This is a genomic window from Synechococcus sp. YX-04-1 (assembly GCF_030546365.1).
GTDB lineage: Bacteria > Cyanobacteriota > Cyanobacteriia > PCC-6307 > Cyanobiaceae > Parasynechococcus.
This window is the reverse complement of record NZ_JAUONZ010000001.1, coordinates 522,312-540,067: the sequence shown is the minus strand read 5'-3', so window position 1 is coordinate 540,067 and position 17,756 is coordinate 522,312. Positions and strand designations below refer to the sequence as shown.

At 60.1% G+C, this 17,756-nt stretch carries 19 protein-coding genes; 4 read left to right on the top strand and 15 right to left on the bottom strand.

Annotated elements, in window-relative coordinates; translation table 11 throughout:
* The first annotated feature begins 19 nt into the window (after positions 1–19).
* Positions 20–760 (top strand): DUF3747 domain-containing protein, encoded by a 741-nt coding sequence (locus Q3Y53_RS02715; RefSeq protein WP_303532520.1) that lies wholly within the window; start codon positions 20–22, stop codon positions 758–760.
* A gap of 271 nt (positions 761–1,031) precedes the next feature.
* On the opposite strand, the gene rplL is transcribed toward Q3Y53_RS02715, so the two are convergent.
* The 8 genes from rplL to gloA form a co-directional block, all read right to left on the bottom strand.
* Positions 1,032–1,421: a 50S ribosomal protein L7/L12 gene (rplL, locus tag Q3Y53_RS02710; protein WP_226424555.1), complete on the bottom strand. Its 390-nt coding sequence runs from the start codon at positions 1,419–1,421 to the stop codon at positions 1,032–1,034.
* Between the two features lie 54 nt (positions 1,422–1,475).
* Positions 1,476–2,003 (bottom strand): 50S ribosomal protein L10, encoded by a 528-nt coding sequence (gene rplJ, locus Q3Y53_RS02705; protein ID WP_006851480.1) that lies wholly within the window; start codon positions 2,001–2,003, stop codon positions 1,476–1,478.
* Positions 2,004–2,241: 238 nt separating this feature from the next.
* The gene (gene rplA / locus Q3Y53_RS02700) at positions 2,242–2,949 is read right to left on the bottom strand and encodes a 50S ribosomal protein L1 (RefSeq protein WP_226400888.1); all 708 of its coding nucleotides are present in this window, start codon (positions 2,947–2,949) and stop codon (positions 2,242–2,244) included.
* A gap of 71 nt (positions 2,950–3,020) precedes the next feature.
* Positions 3,021–3,446 carry a 50S ribosomal protein L11 gene (gene rplK, locus Q3Y53_RS02695; RefSeq protein WP_226424556.1) on the bottom strand — a complete coding sequence of 142 codons (426 nt, stop codon included), beginning with the start codon at positions 3,444–3,446 and terminating at the stop codon, positions 3,021–3,023.
* A gap of 109 nt (positions 3,447–3,555) precedes the next feature.
* On the bottom strand, positions 3,556–4,224 hold the full coding sequence (gene nusG / locus Q3Y53_RS02690; protein ID WP_226424557.1) for a transcription termination/antitermination protein NusG: 669 nt from the start codon (positions 4,222–4,224) through the stop codon (positions 3,556–3,558).
* A gap of 21 nt (positions 4,225–4,245) precedes the next feature.
* Positions 4,246–4,488 carry a preprotein translocase subunit SecE gene (gene secE / locus Q3Y53_RS02685; protein WP_006850159.1) on the bottom strand — a complete coding sequence of 81 codons (243 nt, stop codon included), beginning with the start codon at positions 4,486–4,488 and terminating at the stop codon, positions 4,246–4,248.
* 70 nt (positions 4,489–4,558) lie between these two features.
* Positions 4,559–7,324 (bottom strand): ATP-dependent Clp protease ATP-binding subunit, encoded by a 2,766-nt coding sequence (locus Q3Y53_RS02680; RefSeq protein ID WP_303532503.1) that lies wholly within the window; start codon positions 7,322–7,324, stop codon positions 4,559–4,561.
* An 8-nt stretch (positions 7,325–7,332) separates the two neighbouring features.
* Positions 7,333–7,731 carry a lactoylglutathione lyase gene (gloA, locus tag Q3Y53_RS02675; RefSeq protein ID WP_011365402.1) on the bottom strand — a complete coding sequence of 133 codons (399 nt, stop codon included), beginning with the start codon at positions 7,729–7,731 and terminating at the stop codon, positions 7,333–7,335.
* A gap of 112 nt (positions 7,732–7,843) precedes the next feature.
* Between gloA and eno the strand changes: the two genes are divergently transcribed.
* Positions 7,844–9,136 carry a phosphopyruvate hydratase gene (gene eno, locus Q3Y53_RS02670; protein WP_226424559.1) on the top strand — a complete coding sequence of 431 codons (1,293 nt, stop codon included), beginning with the start codon at positions 7,844–7,846 and terminating at the stop codon, positions 9,134–9,136.
* A gap of 21 nt (positions 9,137–9,157) precedes the next feature.
* Here eno and Q3Y53_RS02665 read toward each other — a convergent pair whose 3' ends face one another.
* The 5 genes from Q3Y53_RS02665 to argJ form a co-directional block, all read right to left on the bottom strand.
* Complete coding sequence (locus Q3Y53_RS02665) at positions 9,158–10,810, bottom strand: AarF/ABC1/UbiB kinase family protein (protein WP_303532500.1); 1,653 nt, start codon at positions 10,808–10,810, stop codon at positions 9,158–9,160.
* On the bottom strand, positions 10,810–11,121 hold the full coding sequence (locus Q3Y53_RS02660; protein WP_226424561.1) for a hypothetical protein: 312 nt from the start codon (positions 11,119–11,121) through the stop codon (positions 10,810–10,812). The genes Q3Y53_RS02665 and Q3Y53_RS02660 overlap by 1 nt, the downstream gene beginning before the upstream one ends.
* Before the next feature lie 45 nt (positions 11,122–11,166).
* Complete coding sequence (locus tag Q3Y53_RS02655; protein ID WP_303532497.1) at positions 11,167–11,739, bottom strand: hypothetical protein; 573 nt, start codon at positions 11,737–11,739, stop codon at positions 11,167–11,169.
* Positions 11,740–12,125: 386 nt separating this feature from the next.
* Positions 12,126–13,016 carry a hypothetical protein gene (locus Q3Y53_RS02650; protein WP_303532495.1) on the bottom strand — a complete coding sequence of 297 codons (891 nt, stop codon included), beginning with the start codon at positions 13,014–13,016 and terminating at the stop codon, positions 12,126–12,128.
* 141 nt (positions 13,017–13,157) lie between these two features.
* Positions 13,158–14,360 carry a bifunctional glutamate N-acetyltransferase/amino-acid acetyltransferase ArgJ gene (gene argJ / locus Q3Y53_RS02645; RefSeq protein ID WP_303532492.1) on the bottom strand — a complete coding sequence of 401 codons (1,203 nt, stop codon included), beginning with the start codon at positions 14,358–14,360 and terminating at the stop codon, positions 13,158–13,160.
* Positions 14,361–14,410: 50 nt separating this feature from the next.
* Between argJ and coaE the strand changes: the two genes are divergently transcribed.
* Complete coding sequence (coaE, locus tag Q3Y53_RS02640; RefSeq protein WP_303532490.1) at positions 14,411–15,028, top strand: dephospho-CoA kinase; 618 nt, start codon at positions 14,411–14,413, stop codon at positions 15,026–15,028.
* Positions 15,029–15,085: 57 nt separating this feature from the next.
* Positions 15,086–15,472 carry a hypothetical protein gene (locus Q3Y53_RS02635; protein WP_303532486.1) on the top strand — a complete coding sequence of 129 codons (387 nt, stop codon included), beginning with the start codon at positions 15,086–15,088 and terminating at the stop codon, positions 15,470–15,472.
* Here Q3Y53_RS02635 and Q3Y53_RS02630 read toward each other — a convergent pair whose 3' ends face one another.
* Both Q3Y53_RS02630 and gatB read right to left on the bottom strand, forming a co-directional pair.
* On the bottom strand, positions 15,473–16,264 hold the full coding sequence (locus tag Q3Y53_RS02630) for a 2OG-Fe(II) oxygenase (protein WP_303532484.1): 792 nt from the start codon (positions 16,262–16,264) through the stop codon (positions 15,473–15,475).
* Positions 16,264–17,745: an Asp-tRNA(Asn)/Glu-tRNA(Gln) amidotransferase subunit GatB gene (gatB, locus tag Q3Y53_RS02625; protein ID WP_303532482.1), complete on the bottom strand. Its 1,482-nt coding sequence runs from the start codon at positions 17,743–17,745 to the stop codon at positions 16,264–16,266. The genes Q3Y53_RS02630 and gatB overlap by 1 nt, the downstream gene beginning before the upstream one ends.
* Positions 17,746–17,756 lie beyond the last annotated feature (11 nt).

Here is a 17,756-nt window from a genome sequence, read left to right as displayed (position 1 = left end):
GTTTCTGGCGTCACCGTGGATGAGCCGAACCTACCTGCGGGCTGCCGGTCTGACTGCCGTGGGGCTCCTGACCGCTGGCCTGCCGCAGGAGGGCGCAGCACGATCGTTGTTTGACAGCGCTGCCATCCCGCAGGAGCGCTTTGCTGTTCTCGCCCAACCGATTGGCAGGGCCCAGTGGAAACTGCTGGTGCTGGAACAGATCAAGGCCCACCCGCGCTGCTGGAGGGCACGCCAGGACGGACTGGTGGAGCCCAGCCTGAATCGCTTCAACTTCAGCGGCATCTGCAAGCGCTACCTGGACAGCAATGGCTACTCGCTGCGCAGCGGTGGCCAAGACCTTGGAACCCGCTTCCGCTTCCGGCTCAAGCAATCTGGAGCATCGCTGAGGCTCGAGGCCCTCGACCCCCAGCAACGGGCACCGCTCCTGGTGGGTCAGGCCCGAATTCCCAGACGCGATCTCAATGGGTTTGTACGGCTGCAGCTTGAGCCAGGCTGGGCCTTGGAACGCCGTGTCTACCAAGGACGCCTGCTGAACCACCTGTATCTCGCCCACCAGGAACCGGTGAACCGGCTGCTGGTGCTGGCCAGCAGCCACGGCCAACGCTCAGGTTTCAGCCGACTGGGAACCCCAATGCCGCCGATCGCACCACCGCCTTTGCCCGCCTCACGAACAACACACCAACGAGCAACACGCCGACGAACGACACGCCTCGCCAGCAATGCTCCGATCCGCCTGCAGGTAATCCCTTACCGCCGTTGAGGACCGACCGTCACAGTGCCAGTTGAGAGGGCGACCAGACAGAGGCTGACAACGGAATTCCTGCCCTTAATTTGCTCTTGTGTGAGGAGTGCCGAACGCCTCTTCAGGGTCGAAACAAGGACAGACTCCTGAACGTGTTCCTCTCGAAAAAAGCTCCGCCTTTGGCGGGGCTTTTTTGTTGGCAGGAAATAGACACAAAAAAACCGGTCCTCGAAAGGACCGGTGGATCACTGAAAACAGGGAGGAGAGGGACAAGCCCCTCCCAAGGAGATCACTTGAGGGTGACCTTGCCGCCTGCTTCTTCGATGGCCTTCTTGGCAGCCTCGGCGTCTTCCTTGGAGACACCTTCCTTGACGGCCTTGGGAGCAGCCTCAACAAGAGCCTTGGCGTCGCCCAGGCCCAGACCGGTTGCCTCACGGACAGCCTTGAGGACCTTGATCTTGGCGGAGGCGTCGAAGCCTTCGAGGATCACATCGAATTCGGTCTTCTCTTCAGCGGCCTCGCCACCGCCACCAGCAGCGCCAGGGGCAGCCATCACAACACCAGCAGATGCTGCGGCAGACACACCGAAGGCCTCTTCGATCTGCTTGACCAGCTCGGAAGCTTCAAGCAGGGAGAGGGATTTCAGCGATTCGAGAATTTCGTCGGTTTTTGCAGACATGGTTTTGAAAGGGGAAGCAACAGATCAATGAACAGTGGTCTCGGCAGAGCCGAATCAGCCTTCGCCGCCTTCGGCGTGCTGCTTGAGTGCCCTGGCCATACCAGAGGGAACCTCGTTGATGCCCACAGCGACCTTCGTGGCCACGGCGTTGATGGCACCGGCGATCTGAGCCATGAGCTGCTCCTTGGAGGGGAGATCGGCAATGGCTTTGATCTCATCCTGAGACAGGAGCTTGCCTTCGAAAAGGCCGCCCTTGGTCTCGGACTTCTTGAGTTCCTTCTGGAAGGTCTGAACGGCCTTCACACCGGCACCAACATCGCCCTTCACCAGGACGAAGGCGTTGGTTCCGGTCAGCAGGGAATCGAGGCTGGCCCAGTTGCTGTCGCCATCAATGGCACGGCGCATCAAGGTGTTTTTGGTCACCTTGCAAACGCTGTCGCTGGCCCGCAGACGATCCCGCAGGTCAGACATTTCCTTGATGGACAGGCCCTTGAAATCAAGGACAAGTGCCAGTTCGGCGTCGGCGAGGAGCTCTTTGAGCTCTCCGACGATCTGCTGCTTGTTCTCCAGCGTGCGGCCCATAGGGATTGGATCGGATCAAAGGAACAAGCTGGGCACGCGGCCGATCGAGTCTTCGCAAGGAAGACGAGGCCGCGTGCCGATCCAATCCTGAATGGGACAAAACCGTGTCGCGTCTGCCTCGGCAGGGATTACATCGACGGGAATGACTGGAGTCATGCCCAGGGACGTCCTGCTGTCTCTGGCCGGGCGCGTGCCCGATTTGGCTTACGCCAATCGTTAAGTGTAGAGGAGAGCCTGATCAGCTCCCCTGCTCGATGTCCTGCAGAGCAGAGAAATCGACTTCAACGGAAGGACCCATGGTGGAGGTCACATACAGGGACTTCCAGTAACGGCCTTTGGCACCGCTGGGCTTGTTGCGGTCGATGGTCTCCTGCAGGGTCTTGAGGTTCTGCAGCAGGGCATCGGCGCTGAAGCTGGCCTTGCCGAAACGGACGTGGACAATGCCGGTGCGGTCGGCACGGAATTCCAGTTTGCCGGCCTTGAATTCCTTGATCGCGGCCTCAATGTCCGTCGTGACGGTGCCTGCCTTGGGGTTGGGCATCAAGCCACGGGGACCAAGGACCCGACCCAGCTTGGCCACCTTGGGCATCATGTCGGGGGTAGCGATCAACAGGTCGAAATCCATTTCGCCCTTGCTGATGCTTTCCACCAGATCTTCTTCACCGGCGAGTTCAGCACCGGCGGCTTTGGCTTCAGCAACCTTCTCACCGCGGGTGACCACGGCGATGCGCACGGTCTGACCGGTGCCATTGGGCAGAGCCACGGTGGTGCGCAGCTGCTGGTCGGTGTACTTCGGATCGATGCCGAGGCGCACATGGGCCTCCATCGTCTCGTCGAATTTCGCGTTGGCGTTGTCCTTGACCAGGGCAATCGCCTCGAGTGGTGCGTAGGCACGGTCCTCGATCTTGCCGGCCATGCTGGCCAGGCGCTTGGAGATTTTGGGCATGTTCAGTGGTGGGGTTCAGACGACATCAGTGATGCCTCCCCCGAATGGGTTGGAGAAGCGATGCAGCGAGGTCAGTCGCTGACGGAAACGCCCATGTTGCGGGCGGTACCTTCGATGATCCGCATGGCGGACTCAACGCTGGTGCAGTTGAGGTCGGGGAGCTTGGTCTTGGCGATTTCCTCGAGCTGAGCACGAGTAATCGATCCAACACTGCCCTTGGAGGACTCACCGGATCCCTTTTGGATCTTCGCGGCCTTGGTGATCAGCACCGACGCCGGAGGCGTCTTGGTAATGAAGGTGAAGCTGCGGTCTTCAAAGACCGAGATCTCCACCGGAATCACATAACCGGCTTTGTCCTGCGTCCGAGCGTTGTACTCCTTGCAGAACATCATGATGTTCACACCGTGCTGACCGAGGGCAGGGCCCACCGGCGGCGCGGGGTTGGCTTTGCCGGCATCTAGGGCCAGCTTGATCACAGCTACGACTTTCTTGGCCATCGGCTGGGGGGTTTGGACAGCTGCGGATCACCAGACCCTCGGGTCGGGTGCGGCGGAATGGTTGCCCACTCCCAAGGCCGCCCTCCGCAGGGAGACGGCCGCCGCCAGGTCAGTTTTGTTTGCTGATCTGAGAGAACTCCAGTTCCACCGGGGTCTCTCGACCAAAGATGGAGAGCAGGGCCTTGAGCTTGTTGCGCTCGCCGGACACCTCGATCACCTCGCCCTGGAAGTCCTTGAACGGACCAGCGGTCACCAGGATCTGATCGCCTTCGGTGAGATCCACCTTGACGACAGTCTTCTTCTCGGCAGCGCGCTTGAAGATGCGATCCACCTCAGAGCGACTGAGGGGACGAGGCTTGATGTGACCACGGGCCTTACCGGTGGCACGCCGGTCTTCAGCACCGACGAAATTGATCACGTTCGGGGTGCTTCGCACCGCCATCATCGTGTCCTCATCCAGCACCATCCGGACCAGCACATAACCGGGGAACACCTTCTCCTCGGTGGACTGACGGGTACCGTCCTTCTTCAGCTTGACGGCAGGCGTCTGGGGAATCTCGATTTCAAGAATTCGGTTGCTCACCCCAAGGGTGACGGCTCGCTGCTCAAGAGTGGCCTTGACCTTCTTCTCGCAGCTGGAAGCCACCTGAACGGCGTACCAACGGGCGATGGCCGTGTTAGCAACAGCCTCCACTGGCAAGGTGCCATCTTCCCCCTCATTCGGGGCTGGCAGATCAAGCACCTCAGGGGCGTCCGGTGTGGTCAGGTCTTCGGGCACGGCGAGAAAGGTGATATCGAGTCAGCGGAACACCTGGGACGAAGCCCACCCAAAGAAGCGACTGACAGCCGCGATGGTGGCAGCCGAAAGGCTGACCATCAGGATCACAGCGATGGATTCGCTGAACAGTTGCTGGCGGCTGGGCCAAACCACGAGCTTCAGCTCATCAACCGTGTCCGCCAGAAAACCACCGGATTTGGTGGAATCGGCAGCGGCCTTGGAGCCGTCAGAAGTGGTGGTGTCCTCAGAGATGGGGCTGGTCACGGGGAAGGGACCGGAAGTTGACAACGGTGCCGCAAGGCACTTCGCCAAACAGACACCTTACCGGATGCCCTCAAACCCCCACCGGATCGAACACCAGAGCATCCGTGCCGGCCTCCCCCAGCCGCACCGTCACGCCACTAGCTCCGACAAAGCGCTCCTCAAGCAGCAGTGTGGAGAGCGGATTTTCCAGCTGGCGCCGCAACACCCGACGCAGGGGCCTCGCCCCGTACTCCGGTTCATGGCCCTGACGGGCCATTGCCTCGGCAACAGCATCGTCAACCTGAAGGGCAAGACCCTGCTCGGCCAAGAGGGCAGCGAGATCCTTCAGTTGCAGCTGAACAATCCGCACCAGATCGGAGACCTCCAAGGGACGGAACCGAATCACCTCATCAATCCGATTGAGGAATTCAGGCCTGAACTGACTGGAGAGCGCTACATCCACCTGCTGTTGCAGGCCTGACTCATCCGTGGATCCCGAGCGGGCATGTTCAAGGATCGCCGGACTGGCCAGATTGCTGGTCATCACAATCACGGTGTGGCGGAAATCGACGGTGCGGCCCTGGGAATCAGTGAGCCGGCCGTCATCCAGCACCTGCAGCAGCAGGTTGAACACATCGGGATGAGCCTTCTCCACTTCATCGAGAAGCAGCACCGCATAAGGGCGGCGGCGCACGGCCTCAGTGAGCTGCCCCCCCTCTTCGTAGCCGACATAGCCAGGGGGAGCACCGATCAGCCGAGCCACGGCATTCCGCTCCATGAACTCGCTCATGTCGAGGCGAACCAGGGCCTCCTCTTCATCAAACAGCGAACCCGCCAACGCCTTCGCCAGCTCGGTCTTGCCGACGCCGGTCGGCCCGAGAAACAGGAAGGAGCCCACCGGACGACGGGGATCCTTCATGCCGGCCCGGGCCCGGCGGATGGCAGCAGCAACAGCCGTCACCGCCTCACCCTGACCAATCACCCGTTGAGCGAGCTGGGCGTCGAGGTCCAGGAGTTTGCGCCGCTCGCCCGCCAACAGCCGCTGCACGGGGATCCCGGTCCAGCGGGCCACCAGATCCGCGATGTCACCGGCCTCCACCTGCTCGCGCAACAGAGCAGTTCCGGCGGACTGTGCCTCCGCCTGGGACGCCTCCAGTTCATCCCGGCGCTGCTGCAAGCGGTGCAGCTGGTCGTATTGGAGGCGGGCCGCTTCCTCGAGGTCACCATCCCGCTCAGCCTCAGCAATGGCATGACGCAGGTCTTCGTCCTGCTGGAGCAGCTGGCCGAGTTCCTCCAGCTGACCGCGCTCCTCCTGCCAGCGCCGCCGCAGATCATCCAGTCGTGTGGACACTTCAAGCCGGTTGCGCTGGAGCTGAATCCGTTCCGCTTCAGGGGCCTGCTCAGCAGCAAGCAGGGACAGTTCAACGCGGCGGAGATCTGCCTCGGCCTCCTCCACCACCTGCGGCTTGGAGGTGACCTCCATCTTCAGTTGTGCCGCCGCCTCATCGATCAAATCAATGGCTTTGTCCGGCAGGCAGCGATCGCTGATGTAGCGATCGGCGAGACGGTTAGCGGTCTGAATGGCCTCATCGGTGATCGTGACGCCGTGGTGCAGCTCGTAGCGCTCCTTCAATCCGCGCAAAATTTCGAGGCTCAACTCCAGATCCGGCTCCCGGATCACCACCTGCTGGAAGCGGCGGTTGAGGGCCGGATCCTTTTCCACCGTGAGCCTGTAATCCTCCGGCGTGGTGGCACCGATACAGCGCAGATCCCCACGGGCGAGGGCTGGCTTCAACAGGCTGCCGGCATCGGTGCTACTGCGATCACTACCGACAACGGTATGCAGCTCATCGATGAACAAGACCACACCGGAATCGGAACCACTCACCTCCTCGAGCACCGAGCGCAGGCGTTCCTCGAACTGACCTCGGAACTTGGCACCGGCGATCAAAGCCCCGAGATCCAGCGATACCAGACGCAGACCCTGCAGCGACTCCGGCACTTCACCCGCCACGATCCGCTGCGCCAGGAGCTCCGCAATCGCTGTTTTGCCAACACCGGGTTCACCGATGAGCACCGGATTGTTCTTGCTCCGGCGTGAGAGCACTTTGATCAAGTTGCGAATTTCAGAATCACGACCGATCACCGGATCCAGGCTGCCTGCTTCCGCCTCTTCGGTGAGATCCCGCCCGTAGGACTCCAGGGCCGTGGGTAGCCCCTCCAAAGAGGCCTCAGGGGCAGGCGGCTGGGGGGCGACTGGCTCTGGCCCGCGCACCTCACGGGAGGACGACGAAACTCGCGCCACCCGTTCACGGCGGGGCGCTGCTTGCGGAACCTCTGGCTGAGACCGCGGCATCGGCCGCTGCTGGGGTGGAAGGGGAACTCCAAGAACCGGATCATCCATGCCCCGTCGGATCAGTTGCTCCAGGGCATCCGCGGACAGACCAAAGCCGGCGAATAGATCAGCACCGATCCGCTGATCCGCACCGATGGCCATCAGCACTTCCGGCAGATCGATGACGTCGCCATTCCAGCGCCGACGGATGGCATCAGCCGAATCGAGCAGCTGTTCCAGGTCGTCACCGATGAAGAGCTCATCGCCTTGCCCAGAGGGCTGATCGGCCAGCACATCCTCCAAGCGATCCAAGAGCGCATCGATGGGGAGGGGCAAGCGCTCCACCAGGCGGCGGCAGGAGGGATCGGTGAACAGCACCTGGATCAGGTGCTCCACGTCCAACTGCTCATGGCGCCAGCGACGGGCGACGTCCTGACCACTCAGCAGCAGATCCCAAGCCGCTTCGCTAAAGCGATCCGGCTCATGGGTGAGGCTGCCGTTCAACGCTGGCGATGAAGTCATCCGGTTCTTCAGGCGTGAGCTTTGGAGGACATCTCGATCAATTCCACCTTGTAGCCATCCGGATCCTCAACAAAGGCGATGACGGTGGTGCCGTGCTTCATCGGACCAGGCTCCCGCACCACACGACCACCCTTGTCGGCAATGCCGGCGCAGGTGCTGTGGATGTCTTCCACCCCCAGCGCGATGTGCCCATAAGCATCACCCAGGGTGTAGCTGTCGGTGTCCCAGTTGTGGGTGAGTTCCAGGACCGTGTGGTCTTTCTCCGACCCATAGCCAACAAAAGCCAGGGTGAAGCGGCCGCTGGGGTAGTCCTTTCGACGCAGAAGCTGCATGCCCAGGACCTCGGTGTAGAAGCCCAGAGACCGCTCCAGATCAGCGACCCGGAGCATGGTGTGAAGCATCCGCATGGGTGAGCGTCGTGCAGATTGAACCTGACGTCATTCTGGCCAGGTATGACCCGTCACAACAGGGGAGAGAGGGGCGACTCATAAGATCCCCGGGTTAAGCGTGCGTCCCAACGTGATCGATTCCCTCGACCTCGTCATCGACACAATCGTGGCCCGAGAGGTGCTCGATTCCCGCGGCAACCCAACGGTGGAAGCCGAAGTGCTGCTCGAAGGAGGTGCCATGGGACGGGCCATCGTCCCCAGTGGTGCCAGCACCGGTGCCCACGAAGCCCACGAACTGCGTGATGGTGGCGACCGCTATATGGGCAAGGGCGTGGGGCAGGCCGTGAATCACATCGAGGAGCGGATCGCACCAGCCCTCTGTGGCCTTTCCGCCCTAGATCAGGCAGCCGTGGACGCCGCGATGCTGGAGCTGGATGGAAGCGATAACAAATCCAACCTGGGAGCCAACGCGATCCTGGCGGTGAGCATGGCCACCGCCCGCGCTGCTGCCAACGGGCTGGGGATCCCCCTCTACCGCTATCTCGGCGGCCCGATGGCCAACCTGCTGCCGGTGCCGTTGATGAACGTGATCAACGGTGGCGCCCATGCCGCCAACAGCCTGGACTTCCAGGAATTCATGCTGGTCCCCCACGGCGCCCCGAGCTTCCGCGAAGCACTGCGGATGGGCACCGAGGTGTTCCACACGCTCAAGAAACTGCTCAGCGACAAAGGCATGAGCACCGCCGTGGGTGATGAAGGCGGCTTCGCGCCTGATCTGGGCAATGTGGAAGCCGGCGAAATCCTGGTGGAAGCGATCAGCAAAGCGGGCTACAAGCCCGGCGAACAGATCTCCCTGGCCCTGGACGTGGCCAGCACCGAATTCTTCGAGAACGGCCGTTATGCCTTTGATGGCGGCAGCTACACCAGCGCCGAGATGGTTGGCCAACTCGAGCAATTGGTGGAAAAATTCCCGATCGTTTCGATCGAGGACGGCCTGGCAGAAGACGACTGGGATGGCTGGAAGCTGCTGACCGAACGCCTCGGCGGCAAGGTGCAGCTGGTGGGTGACGACCTGTTCGTCACCAACACCAAGCGTCTGCAGCAGGGCATCGACAGCGCCACGGCCAACTCGATCCTGATCAAGGTGAACCAGATCGGTTCGCTCACCGAAACCCTTCAGGCCATCGACCTGGCGGGCCGCTCCGGCTACACCAGCGTGATCAGCCACCGCAGTGGCGAAACCGAAGACACCACCATCGCCGACCTCTCCGTCGCCACCCGCGCCGGACAGATCAAGACCGGCTCCCTCAGCCGCAGCGAGCGGGTCGCCAAATACAACCAGCTGCTTCGCATCGAAGACGAGCTGGGCAGCCAGGCCGTGTATGCCGGCGCTGTTGGCCAAGGTCCCCACGGCAAGGCCTGATCTTCGGCCTCTAAGAAAGATTCAACGGTTGGAACCGGGCAACTGCTCCAACCGTTGATCACGACGGATCTTGACCTGCATTCGGAACCAGCCCAAACCCACCGGCAAGGCAGCAGCAGCCGGAAGAATTGACCAGAGCGGGCGTGCACTGGCACCAACGATGGCTGTGGCCAAAGCCAGGCATCCAAGCAACACCGATTGGCCAATCGATTGCTGGGCCAGCGCCATCCGGCGGAACTGTCGATCCGATTCACCCAGCCGTACTTGAAGCTGAAGATCCCCCTGCTCCAGACGTTCCAGGCTTTCGTCCAGGCGTCGCGGGAAGGCCGCAGCCCGGCTGCTGAGGGCCCCGACTTGACGGCCGAGTTCGTTTAACAGATCGTTGCTGCCGGAGCCGCTGGAGGTCATGAGTGGAAGGAGGTAAGGCTTAGCGATCGCCACCAAGCTAAAAGCGGGATCGAGGCTGCGGCCAACACCCTCGAAGGTGGATAACGCCCGCATCACAAAGATCAGTTCAACCGGCAACCGAAAGGGCTGGCCATACACCAGGTCGTAAAGATCGCCGGAAAGTTTGTCGATCGCGTTGGCTGTGAACGGTGGAGTGAGGGCCTCCTGCAGCATCAGCCGCACGAGACGGCGCACCGGACCCACATCAATGCCGCCGGAGATCACCCCGGCCGCCTGCATCTCCTCCACCAATGCCGCTGAATCCCTCGCAGCAGCAGCACGGACCATGGCTCCCAGACGTCGACGCAAGCCGTCTGACAACAGGCCCATCATCCCGAAGTCGTAGTAGATGAGCGCTCCATCACTCGCCACGGCGAGGTTGCCGGGATGGGGGTCGGCATGGAAGAAGCCAAACCGCACCAACTGCTTGAGATAACTGGCGGCGCCCACCTCAGCCACCGCGGCCGGATCAATACCGGCTTCGATCAATGCCTCACGGTCGTTGACCTTGATGCCTGGTAGGTAGTCGAGACAGAGCACACGGCGCGTACTCAACTCCCAGATCACACCGGGGATCCTGATCCGTTCGTCATCCAGAAATTGCTGACGGAAACGCGCTGCATATTGGGCCTCGACGCGGAAATCGAGCTCACGCAGCAACACACGTCGGCATTCCCGTGCCATCGCCGGCCAATCGCGACCACGCCCCCAACTGGGATTGCGTTGCAGCACAGCCGCCACCTGCTGCATCACCTCAAGATCAAGGCGAAACAGGCGATCGAGCCCAGGCCGCTGCACCTTGAGCACCACCTGTCGGCCACTGCGCAGGCTGGCGCGATGCACCTGGGCCAGCGAGGCAGCGCCAAGGGGTTCGGGGTCGAGGTCGATCACCTCGGCACAGCGCTGACCAAGCTCTCGCTCGAGCACGGTCTGCACCTGATCAAAACTGACCGCCGGAACGCTGTCCTGCAGCGCTGCCAGTTCGGCCACCCAACCCGCAGGGAGGATGTCTGGACGAGCGGAGAGCAGTTGCCCCAGCTTGATGAAGGCGGAACCCAAAGACAGCAGCTCAGCTGTCAACCAGCGAGCTCGCTGTTGCTGACGGCGAGCTCGCCGCTCGGCGGTGACACCACCGCGATAGGTCCAGGACTGACCATCCCACCAAAGCAGCAGCAGGAGCGTCAGGACAGCGCACCAGATCCTGAGCGCGCGCAGCAGTCCAAGCATCAGGGGCGTGCCTCGATCGCTTGGCTCAGATCAGCCACCGTGGCCCGGAGACGATCAATCACCGCTTGTGGGTTCTCCGACGGTTCCGATGAGGACGCCCCATCCGTGCTGACTGTGACCTGATCACCCCGTTCAATCCGTTCCGCTTCGGCACGCACCTCGTCCTGAAACAGATCCCATTCCTGGCGCAGCCGTTCCGGGGCGTCTTGCGCCAATACCGCCAACTCCGCTGCCGCGTCTGCAAAGCCGTGGCCAAGGCGCGCACTGATGCGATTCACCGTGGCGCGAATCAAGGCCTCCGACGAGCCCATGGACCGATTGCAGACAGCTTCAACTGTGGCAGATCCAATCGGAGATCAAGGCTGAGGCGGGATCACGGGCTCGATGGTTTCAAAAAAGGCTTCAGCACCAGGAGGCAGCACCGCAGGTTCCGGCTCAGCCACCAACACCGGTGAATCACCATCAGGGACAACCACAGCAGGCATCACCTCGATGGACTCCTCTGGAATCACCAGGGAATCGGCGTTGCTGTCATCAAGCTCGGGGGCGATGGTTTGGGGATCCGACCAGGCTGGGGCCGTCCACACCGGAGGTTCGGGCGTCTGCAGAGCCAGATCGGGTTTGATCGTTTCCTTGACCACTGGTTTGGCCGGTCGGCTCGCGGCCTCAGCGGCCTCTAGGGCTGTGACATCCACTTGCAGCGCTGCATCCTCGTCGCTGAACCGGGCCCGAATCTCCTGCAGGGAATCCCCTGGAAACGCAAGCGGTGTGAAAGCCTCAGAGACAGGGTCTTCAGCATTGGTCTGCAGCGTCAGCACCCGCTCGGTGATGCCGTAACCGAGGGCGAAACAACAACCAGCCACCAAAGGGCCAACCCAGAAACGGGACTGGATCTCAACGGGAGCGTCAGGGGAACTGGTCTTGTCCACGGGTGGGTCTGACTTAGATCTGGATTGTGGCAGGGATCAAGAATAGAAGCTTCAAGTTGTGCAATCGGCGTTAACGCTCAATTATGGCGCATCTCATCTGGGGAGCCAAAACTAATGACTTCTACAGATGTACACCAATTCTTCATTTTAGTACAAATATGAAGACGACTAATGCACAAGCAGGCAAATAACAACTATTAGCACCTAAATAATCAAAGAGATTCTAACTGGAGCCTCAAAGGTTAAAAACACGGCCAGGGATGCCCATGAACCTCAACAATATTTCCACATCCTGCCATAAATAGACTAAATCCATAACCAATAAGAATGCGCTGCCTTCCACTCAAATCATCAACTAATAGAAAAACTTTCACATGAGCCGGTTTTCATACAACTTCTGATTGAGCGTAGAGAGCCCACTCACCAGGCACCAATCTCTTGAGCTTTTTGTTGACTGAACTAAATTCACAACCCTTTATGCCTGGCTTGCTGAAACTTTGATTTTCTCGCTTGCAAGAAAGCCTCCTTGAAAAACCCTCACATGTCATATTATCGATAGCTTTTTGATGAGATTCATTAATTTTTTCGCAATCATAATACAAAATCTGCCTGCTACCACTCGACAAAGGCGGCTTTATCAGATATTTATGCTTTTTGAGGATAGCGTGGCTCAAGTCTCGCCACTTAAGGCGAAAGGCTTGAAACTGCATAGAGCATAGTTCAGGCAAAAAATACTTATTTGACGCCAGAAAATCAATATATATATTCAAATTTTCTTCTTCATCTTTTTCGCTAAGGCCAAAGATAGGGAAGTCCTCGCCCTTACTAATTAAAACTCCATATTCATTAAATATAGCACATTTCTGCCTTAGCTGAGATATTTTATACAAAAAAACAATCTCCTTGGAATTCAGAATCATTTGTCTTGAATCAAGAATACTATCCAGAATTCTGGTAGCTCTAGTTTTTGTGTAGTGCATCCAGGATTGCAAAAGATTAGACGGATTGCGGGTGGGGACGATTAGATCAGATTCATAATATAGAATCCTGAGAATATCTGAATAAATGCGCCTCTCATCATGAGTCAGGGGCGTTGGCAAGTCAGTAATATGACCATGAAAAATTGTTTTTTCACTGCTAGTCAAAGCTTCGACTGTTGCATCATCAAGGCTGATTTGGCTGGCAAATAGGCACGGCAAATCTAGCTCCCTAAGGCAGCTTGCAACAGACGACCCTCCACACTTGGCGGGATGAAGGTAGAAAATGTTATTGCGCATTCAAGAGAGACTGAAAGATCAAAAGAAATACAAGCAAAAGCTTGATGTATTCCAAAATCACAAAAAACTCATCTTTTGAACTATTTGTTTCCATTGTTCAAGATTGCAAAATTCTGGCTCTTGGTCAAAACATAGGGGTTACTACGTTGTGTAATCGGCATTAATTCGCACGTATTGATCCGAAAGGTCACATCCCCAGGCCTGACCACTTCCGGAGCCATGCCCGAGGCAGAGGCGAATCGGGACGTGGTCTTGCCGTAAGACGTCGCTGGCTGCAGCGCGATCAAAGGCCACGGGTTGACCGGCCGCCATCAGTTGATGAGGACCAATCCAAAGAGCAACGGCATCCGGCTCGAAAGACACGCCGGAGCGACCTGCTGCCGCCACGATCCGCCCCCAGTTCGGATCACGGCCATGAACTGCGGTCTTCACCAAGGACGAGCCACAAACCGTGCGCGCCACCTGCAACGCCGCGGCCTCGTCAACAGCACCCTCCACCTGCACCTCGATCAGACAGGTCGCCCCTTCACCATCCCGGGCAATGGCCTGGGCGAGCTGCTGCATCGCCTGAGTGAGGCCCTGTTCGAGAACGGCATGGTGCTCTTGGGCCAGCGGTAGGCCTGCCGCGAAGGCCAGCACGGTGTCGTTGGTGCTGGTGTCTCCATCGACGGTGATGGCGTTGAAGGAACGCTGCACCGCGCGCTGCACCATCCCCTGCCAGGCGACGGCGTCAACGCCAGCATCGCAACTGAAGAATCCGAGCATCGTGGCCATGTCGGGATGAATCATTCCCGAGCCTTTGGCCATCCCTCCGATGCGCACCCGGCGCCCCTCCAGCTCCAGTTCAAGTGCCACCTGCTTGTCCACCAAATCGGTGGTGAGGATGGCGTTGGCAGCGGCATCACCACCCGCGTCATCCAGGGCTTCAACCAAAGGAGCCAAGCCAGCCAAGAGGGTCGTCATCGGAATCGGCACACCAATCACGCCTGTGGAGCAGATCAACACCGACTCCGCATCAACGCCGAGCTGATCCGCAAGCACCTGGGTGGCGCGCTGACTATCAACCAAACCGCGATCCCCGGTGCAGGCATTGGCCTGACCGGAATTGATCAACACAGCACGGGCCTGGCCGCCATGGCTGACGAGACGATCACGGCAGAGATCAACACAGGCCGCCCGCACCACTGAGGTGGTGAAGGTGCCCGCACAAATAGCCGCCTCCGGTGCCAACACCAGCGCCAGATCAGGCTTACCCGAAGGCTTCAGGCCAGCAACGATGCCCGCAGCCTGGAATCCATTCGGCGCCGTCACACCACCCTGGATCGGTTGCCAAGAAGAAGCCATCGCCACCGCAGATCCGCCGCGAGACACTGGGTGCATCCTGCTCCGACACCATGGCGCCTGGCGAGCTTTTCTCGCAACGACGCATCGGGCTCACGGGCGGAATTGCAAGCGGCAAGAGCAGCGTGGGGCGTTGGTTGGCGCAACAAGGTCTTCCGGTGTTGGATGCGGATCAATTCGCCCGAGAGGCTCTCGCACCTGGGCGCCAGGCCACCCACACCGTGCTGCAGCGATATGGCGCCACGGTTCAGGCCGAGGGAGACGCGGCCGTCGACCGAGCTGCCCTGGGTCGCATCGTCTTCCAGGACCCCGCTGAGCGGCAGTGGCTCGAGCAACTGATCCACCCGATCGTGCGGGCGCGCTTCGATCGAGCACTCACACTCCATGCGAAAGCGCCAGCCGTTGTGCTGATGATTCCGCTGTTGTTCGAAGCGAATTTGGAGTCGCTCTGCAGCGAAATCTGGCTGGCGGACTGCGATGAATCCCAACAACTCGAGCGTTTGATCGCACGGGACGGGCTGAGTGCTGAAGCTGCTCAAGCCCGCATCGCCGCCCAATGGCCCCTGAGCCGGAAACGCGACCTCGCAGACCACGTGATTTCCAATCGAGGCCAACCCGGCGCCTGGCAAGCCCAGGCCATGGATTTGCTGAACCAACCTCAGAAGAACTGATCAGGGTCCAAGACATCCCCCTTTTTGCCCAAAATGCAGTTGAGCGCCCTCCTTCCCATGCTTCCCTCATCACTGGCCGGGCTAGCCCTGGTCTTTGGAGGCCTAATCGTGACCTCCTCGGCAATGGCGCAAGAAGACCCGTTAGCAACGAGGCGCGCCATCAACCATGCGCGCAACAGTGGCGCTCTAGCGAATGGAGGTCTTCGCCAATATCACCCGGCGGGCTGCATGTTTAAAGACCCAACGGAGAACCCCTGCCTGGCGCAACAGGACGCCAACGGCTTCCAATTCAAGTTCCAGGGAGGCCCTCCAGGCTGGGAAGTGCTTGGGCTTCCCGCAACAGTCGAATCGACCGTGCTGATTTCCCCCGATGGGCAAACAGTGATGCAGGAGCTGCATCAAGAGATCGGCGCTTCAACCTCAGGGGACGACGTCGTCTATTGATCAACCGTTCCGCCCGAAGTCGGCACGGAACCACTTGGTGATCACCCATTTGTGGCCCGCCTCCACCGGCAAGGCCTCATGCAGCGTGAAGGGGTTGGGGGTGCCGTCGGCCTGGAGGTTGTTCCAGGCCAACGCCATCCCAGGCACAGGCGTGAACGAACGCTCCAGGCGGCGGAACAGCGTCTCTCCCCCCCGCTCAACAGCGTTGAGATAAACCATCACCGTCCAGGTGCGTTGCCCGCCGCTGTCCGTGTGGGTGGCGTATTCCTCCGTGCCCGGCGAAAACCAGTCCGTGTGTTCCTTGAAGTACTCGCCGGGGTCGTAGCGCTGCCCCTGAATCGGTTCCGAGAGGCGCGGATCAACACCGAATAAGGCCGCAAAGCGCTGATCCAGGGTCGCCGCCAGCTGGGGATGGTTCTGACGCAGATGGCAGGTGCGGCTGGTGCGGTAGTCACTGCTACCGCGGGTCACCGTCGACGGCTGCAGTGACGCATTGATGGCGTCGATCACTTGCCCGCATTCCTCGTGGCTGAGCAGGGCCGGCAACTCATACAACTGAGCGAGTGAGGTATCGAGCCGCCAGGCACGGGGCCGGTGCTCCTTTCGGGTGAGGGGGGACTCAAACCAAGCGAGCCAATCCGGGGTGGACGACTTGAGAACGGCCGCAATCGCCTCTCGCGAAAACCCCTGATCGAGGGCCCGCTGAATCAGCCCCTCCGAATCACAGCCTCGATCGCGGTTCTGCAGCAGCCACTCCTTCCAGGCGTCGGGAATGGATGCTGCTCCGCTCATCAACCCTTGAGTTTCTTGCTCAGAATCTGGTTGGCGAGTTTGGGATCAGCTTTACCACCGGTCTTCTTCATCAACTGTCCGACAAAGAAGCCCTGCAGCTTGGTCTTACCACCACGGAAGGCTTCCACCTCATCGGGATGGGATCCCAACAGCTCATCGACGATCGCCTCAATGGCCGCCGGATCGCTGATCATGCCGAGGCCGCGCTCGTCGACGATCGCTTTGGGTGAGCCGCCTTTCTCCAGCAGCTCAGGAAGGATCTCCTTGGCGATCTTGCCGCTGATCTTGCCCCCATCAATCAGTTGCACCATCTCGGCCAAATGCTCAGGCCGGAAGGGCAGTTCGGCAAAGCTGAGCCGGTTGCTGTTCACGTGGGCAGCAATGTCTCCGGTGATCCAGTTCGCCGCAAGCTTGGCGTCAGCACCAGCGCCCACAACGGCCTCGAAGTAATCGGCCATCGGACGCTCATCGGTGAGCACCCGCGCGTCGTACTGGGAAAGGCCCAGAGCATCGGCGTAGCGATGGCGTTTGACTGCCGGCAGCTCGGGCAGCTCAGCGCGCCAGGACTCCCGCTGATCCGCACTCACCTCAATCGGGCCCAAGTCGGGATCCGGGAAGTAGCGGTAATCGCTGGCCCCTTCCTTGCTGCGCATGCTCTTGGTGAGCTGCTTTCCCTCGTCCCAGAGGCGGGTCTCCTGAACGATCGGCTCACCGGTTTCGTAGGCCTTGATCTGACGCTTGATCTCGTACTCGCAGGCCTTTTGGATGGCCGAAAACGAGTTCATGTTCTTGATTTCCACCTTCGTCCCGAAGGGCGCATCCGGCCCCCGACGCACAGAGATGTTGACGTCGCAACGCAAGGATCCCTCTTGCATATTGCCGTCACTCACACCCAGGTAACGCATGATCCGGCGGATCTCCGAGGCGTATTCCGCAGCCTCGCGACCGGTGCGCAAATCCGGCTTGCTGACGATCTCGGCCAGGGCCACACCAGCGCGGTTGTAATCCACCAAGGAATGGGTGGATCCCGCCAGACGGTCGCTACCGGCATGCACCAACTTGCCGGCGTCCTCCTCCATGTGCAGACGCTCGATGCCGATCGTCTTCAGGTAAGTGTCCTTTCCTTTTTCAGCGACCTCCACCTCGATCCAACCTTCCTCGGCGATCGGCTCGTCGTACTGGGAGATCTGGTAATTCTTCGGGAGGTCGGGATAGAAATACTGCTTCCGGTCGAACTTGCTGTGTTCGGCGATGTTGAGGTTGAGGGCCATCGCAGCCTTCACCGCGTACTCGAGCACCTTCTGATTCAGCACCGGCAACGTGCCGGGCAAACCGCACACCACCGGGTCGATGTGGGTGTTGGGGTCATCACCAAAGGTGGTCGACGCCGCCGTGAAAATTTTGCTTTCAGTTCCCAGCTGCACGTGGGTCTCGAGACCGATCACGGCCTCCCAGGCCGGTTGGGTTGCTGCGTCGGCCATGCGCCCTTGAT

Excerpts from the sequence above, each read along its gene's own strand:
- argJ (WP_303532492.1), bottom strand. The coding sequence starts at position 14,360 with ATGGCTTCTTCTTGGCAACCGATCCAGGGTGGTGTGACGGCGCCGAAT.
- Q3Y53_RS02635 (WP_303532486.1), top strand. The coding sequence starts at position 15,086 with ATGCTTCCCTCATCACTGGCCGGGCTAGCCCTGGTCTTTGGAGGCCTA.
- rplL (WP_226424555.1), bottom strand. The coding sequence starts at position 1,421 with ATGTCTGCAAAAACCGACGAAATTCTCGAATCGCTGAAATCCCTCTCC.
- Q3Y53_RS02680 (WP_303532503.1), bottom strand. The coding sequence starts at position 7,324 with ATGACTTCATCGCCAGCGTTGAACGGCAGCCTCACCCATGAGCCGGAT.
- Q3Y53_RS02660 (WP_226424561.1), bottom strand. The coding sequence starts at position 11,121 with ATGGGCTCGTCGGAGGCCTTGATTCGCGCCACGGTGAATCGCATCAGT.
- rplK (WP_226424556.1), bottom strand. The coding sequence starts at position 3,446 with ATGGCCAAGAAAGTCGTAGCTGTGATCAAGCTGGCCCTAGATGCCGGC.
- Q3Y53_RS02650 (WP_303532495.1), bottom strand. The coding sequence starts at position 13,016 with ATGCGCAATAACATTTTCTACCTTCATCCCGCCAAGTGTGGAGGGTCG.
- Q3Y53_RS02665 (WP_303532500.1), bottom strand. The coding sequence starts at position 10,810 with ATGCTTGGACTGCTGCGCGCGCTCAGGATCTGGTGCGCTGTCCTGACG.
- gloA (WP_011365402.1), bottom strand. The coding sequence starts at position 7,731 with ATGCGGATGCTTCACACCATGCTCCGGGTCGCTGATCTGGAGCGGTCT.
- coaE (WP_303532490.1), top strand. The coding sequence starts at position 14,411 with ATGGCGCCTGGCGAGCTTTTCTCGCAACGACGCATCGGGCTCACGGGC.
- rplA (WP_226400888.1), bottom strand. The coding sequence starts at position 2,949 with ATGCCCAAAATCTCCAAGCGCCTGGCCAGCATGGCCGGCAAGATCGAG.
- gatB (WP_303532482.1), bottom strand. The coding sequence starts at position 17,745 with ATGGCCGACGCAGCAACCCAACCGGCCTGGGAGGCCGTGATCGGTCTC.
- Q3Y53_RS02715 (WP_303532520.1), top strand. The coding sequence starts at position 20 with ATGAGCCGAACCTACCTGCGGGCTGCCGGTCTGACTGCCGTGGGGCTC.
- Q3Y53_RS02630 (WP_303532484.1), bottom strand. The coding sequence starts at position 16,264 with ATGAGCGGAGCAGCATCCATTCCCGACGCCTGGAAGGAGTGGCTGCTG.
- rplJ (WP_006851480.1), bottom strand. The coding sequence starts at position 2,003 with ATGGGCCGCACGCTGGAGAACAAGCAGCAGATCGTCGGAGAGCTCAAA.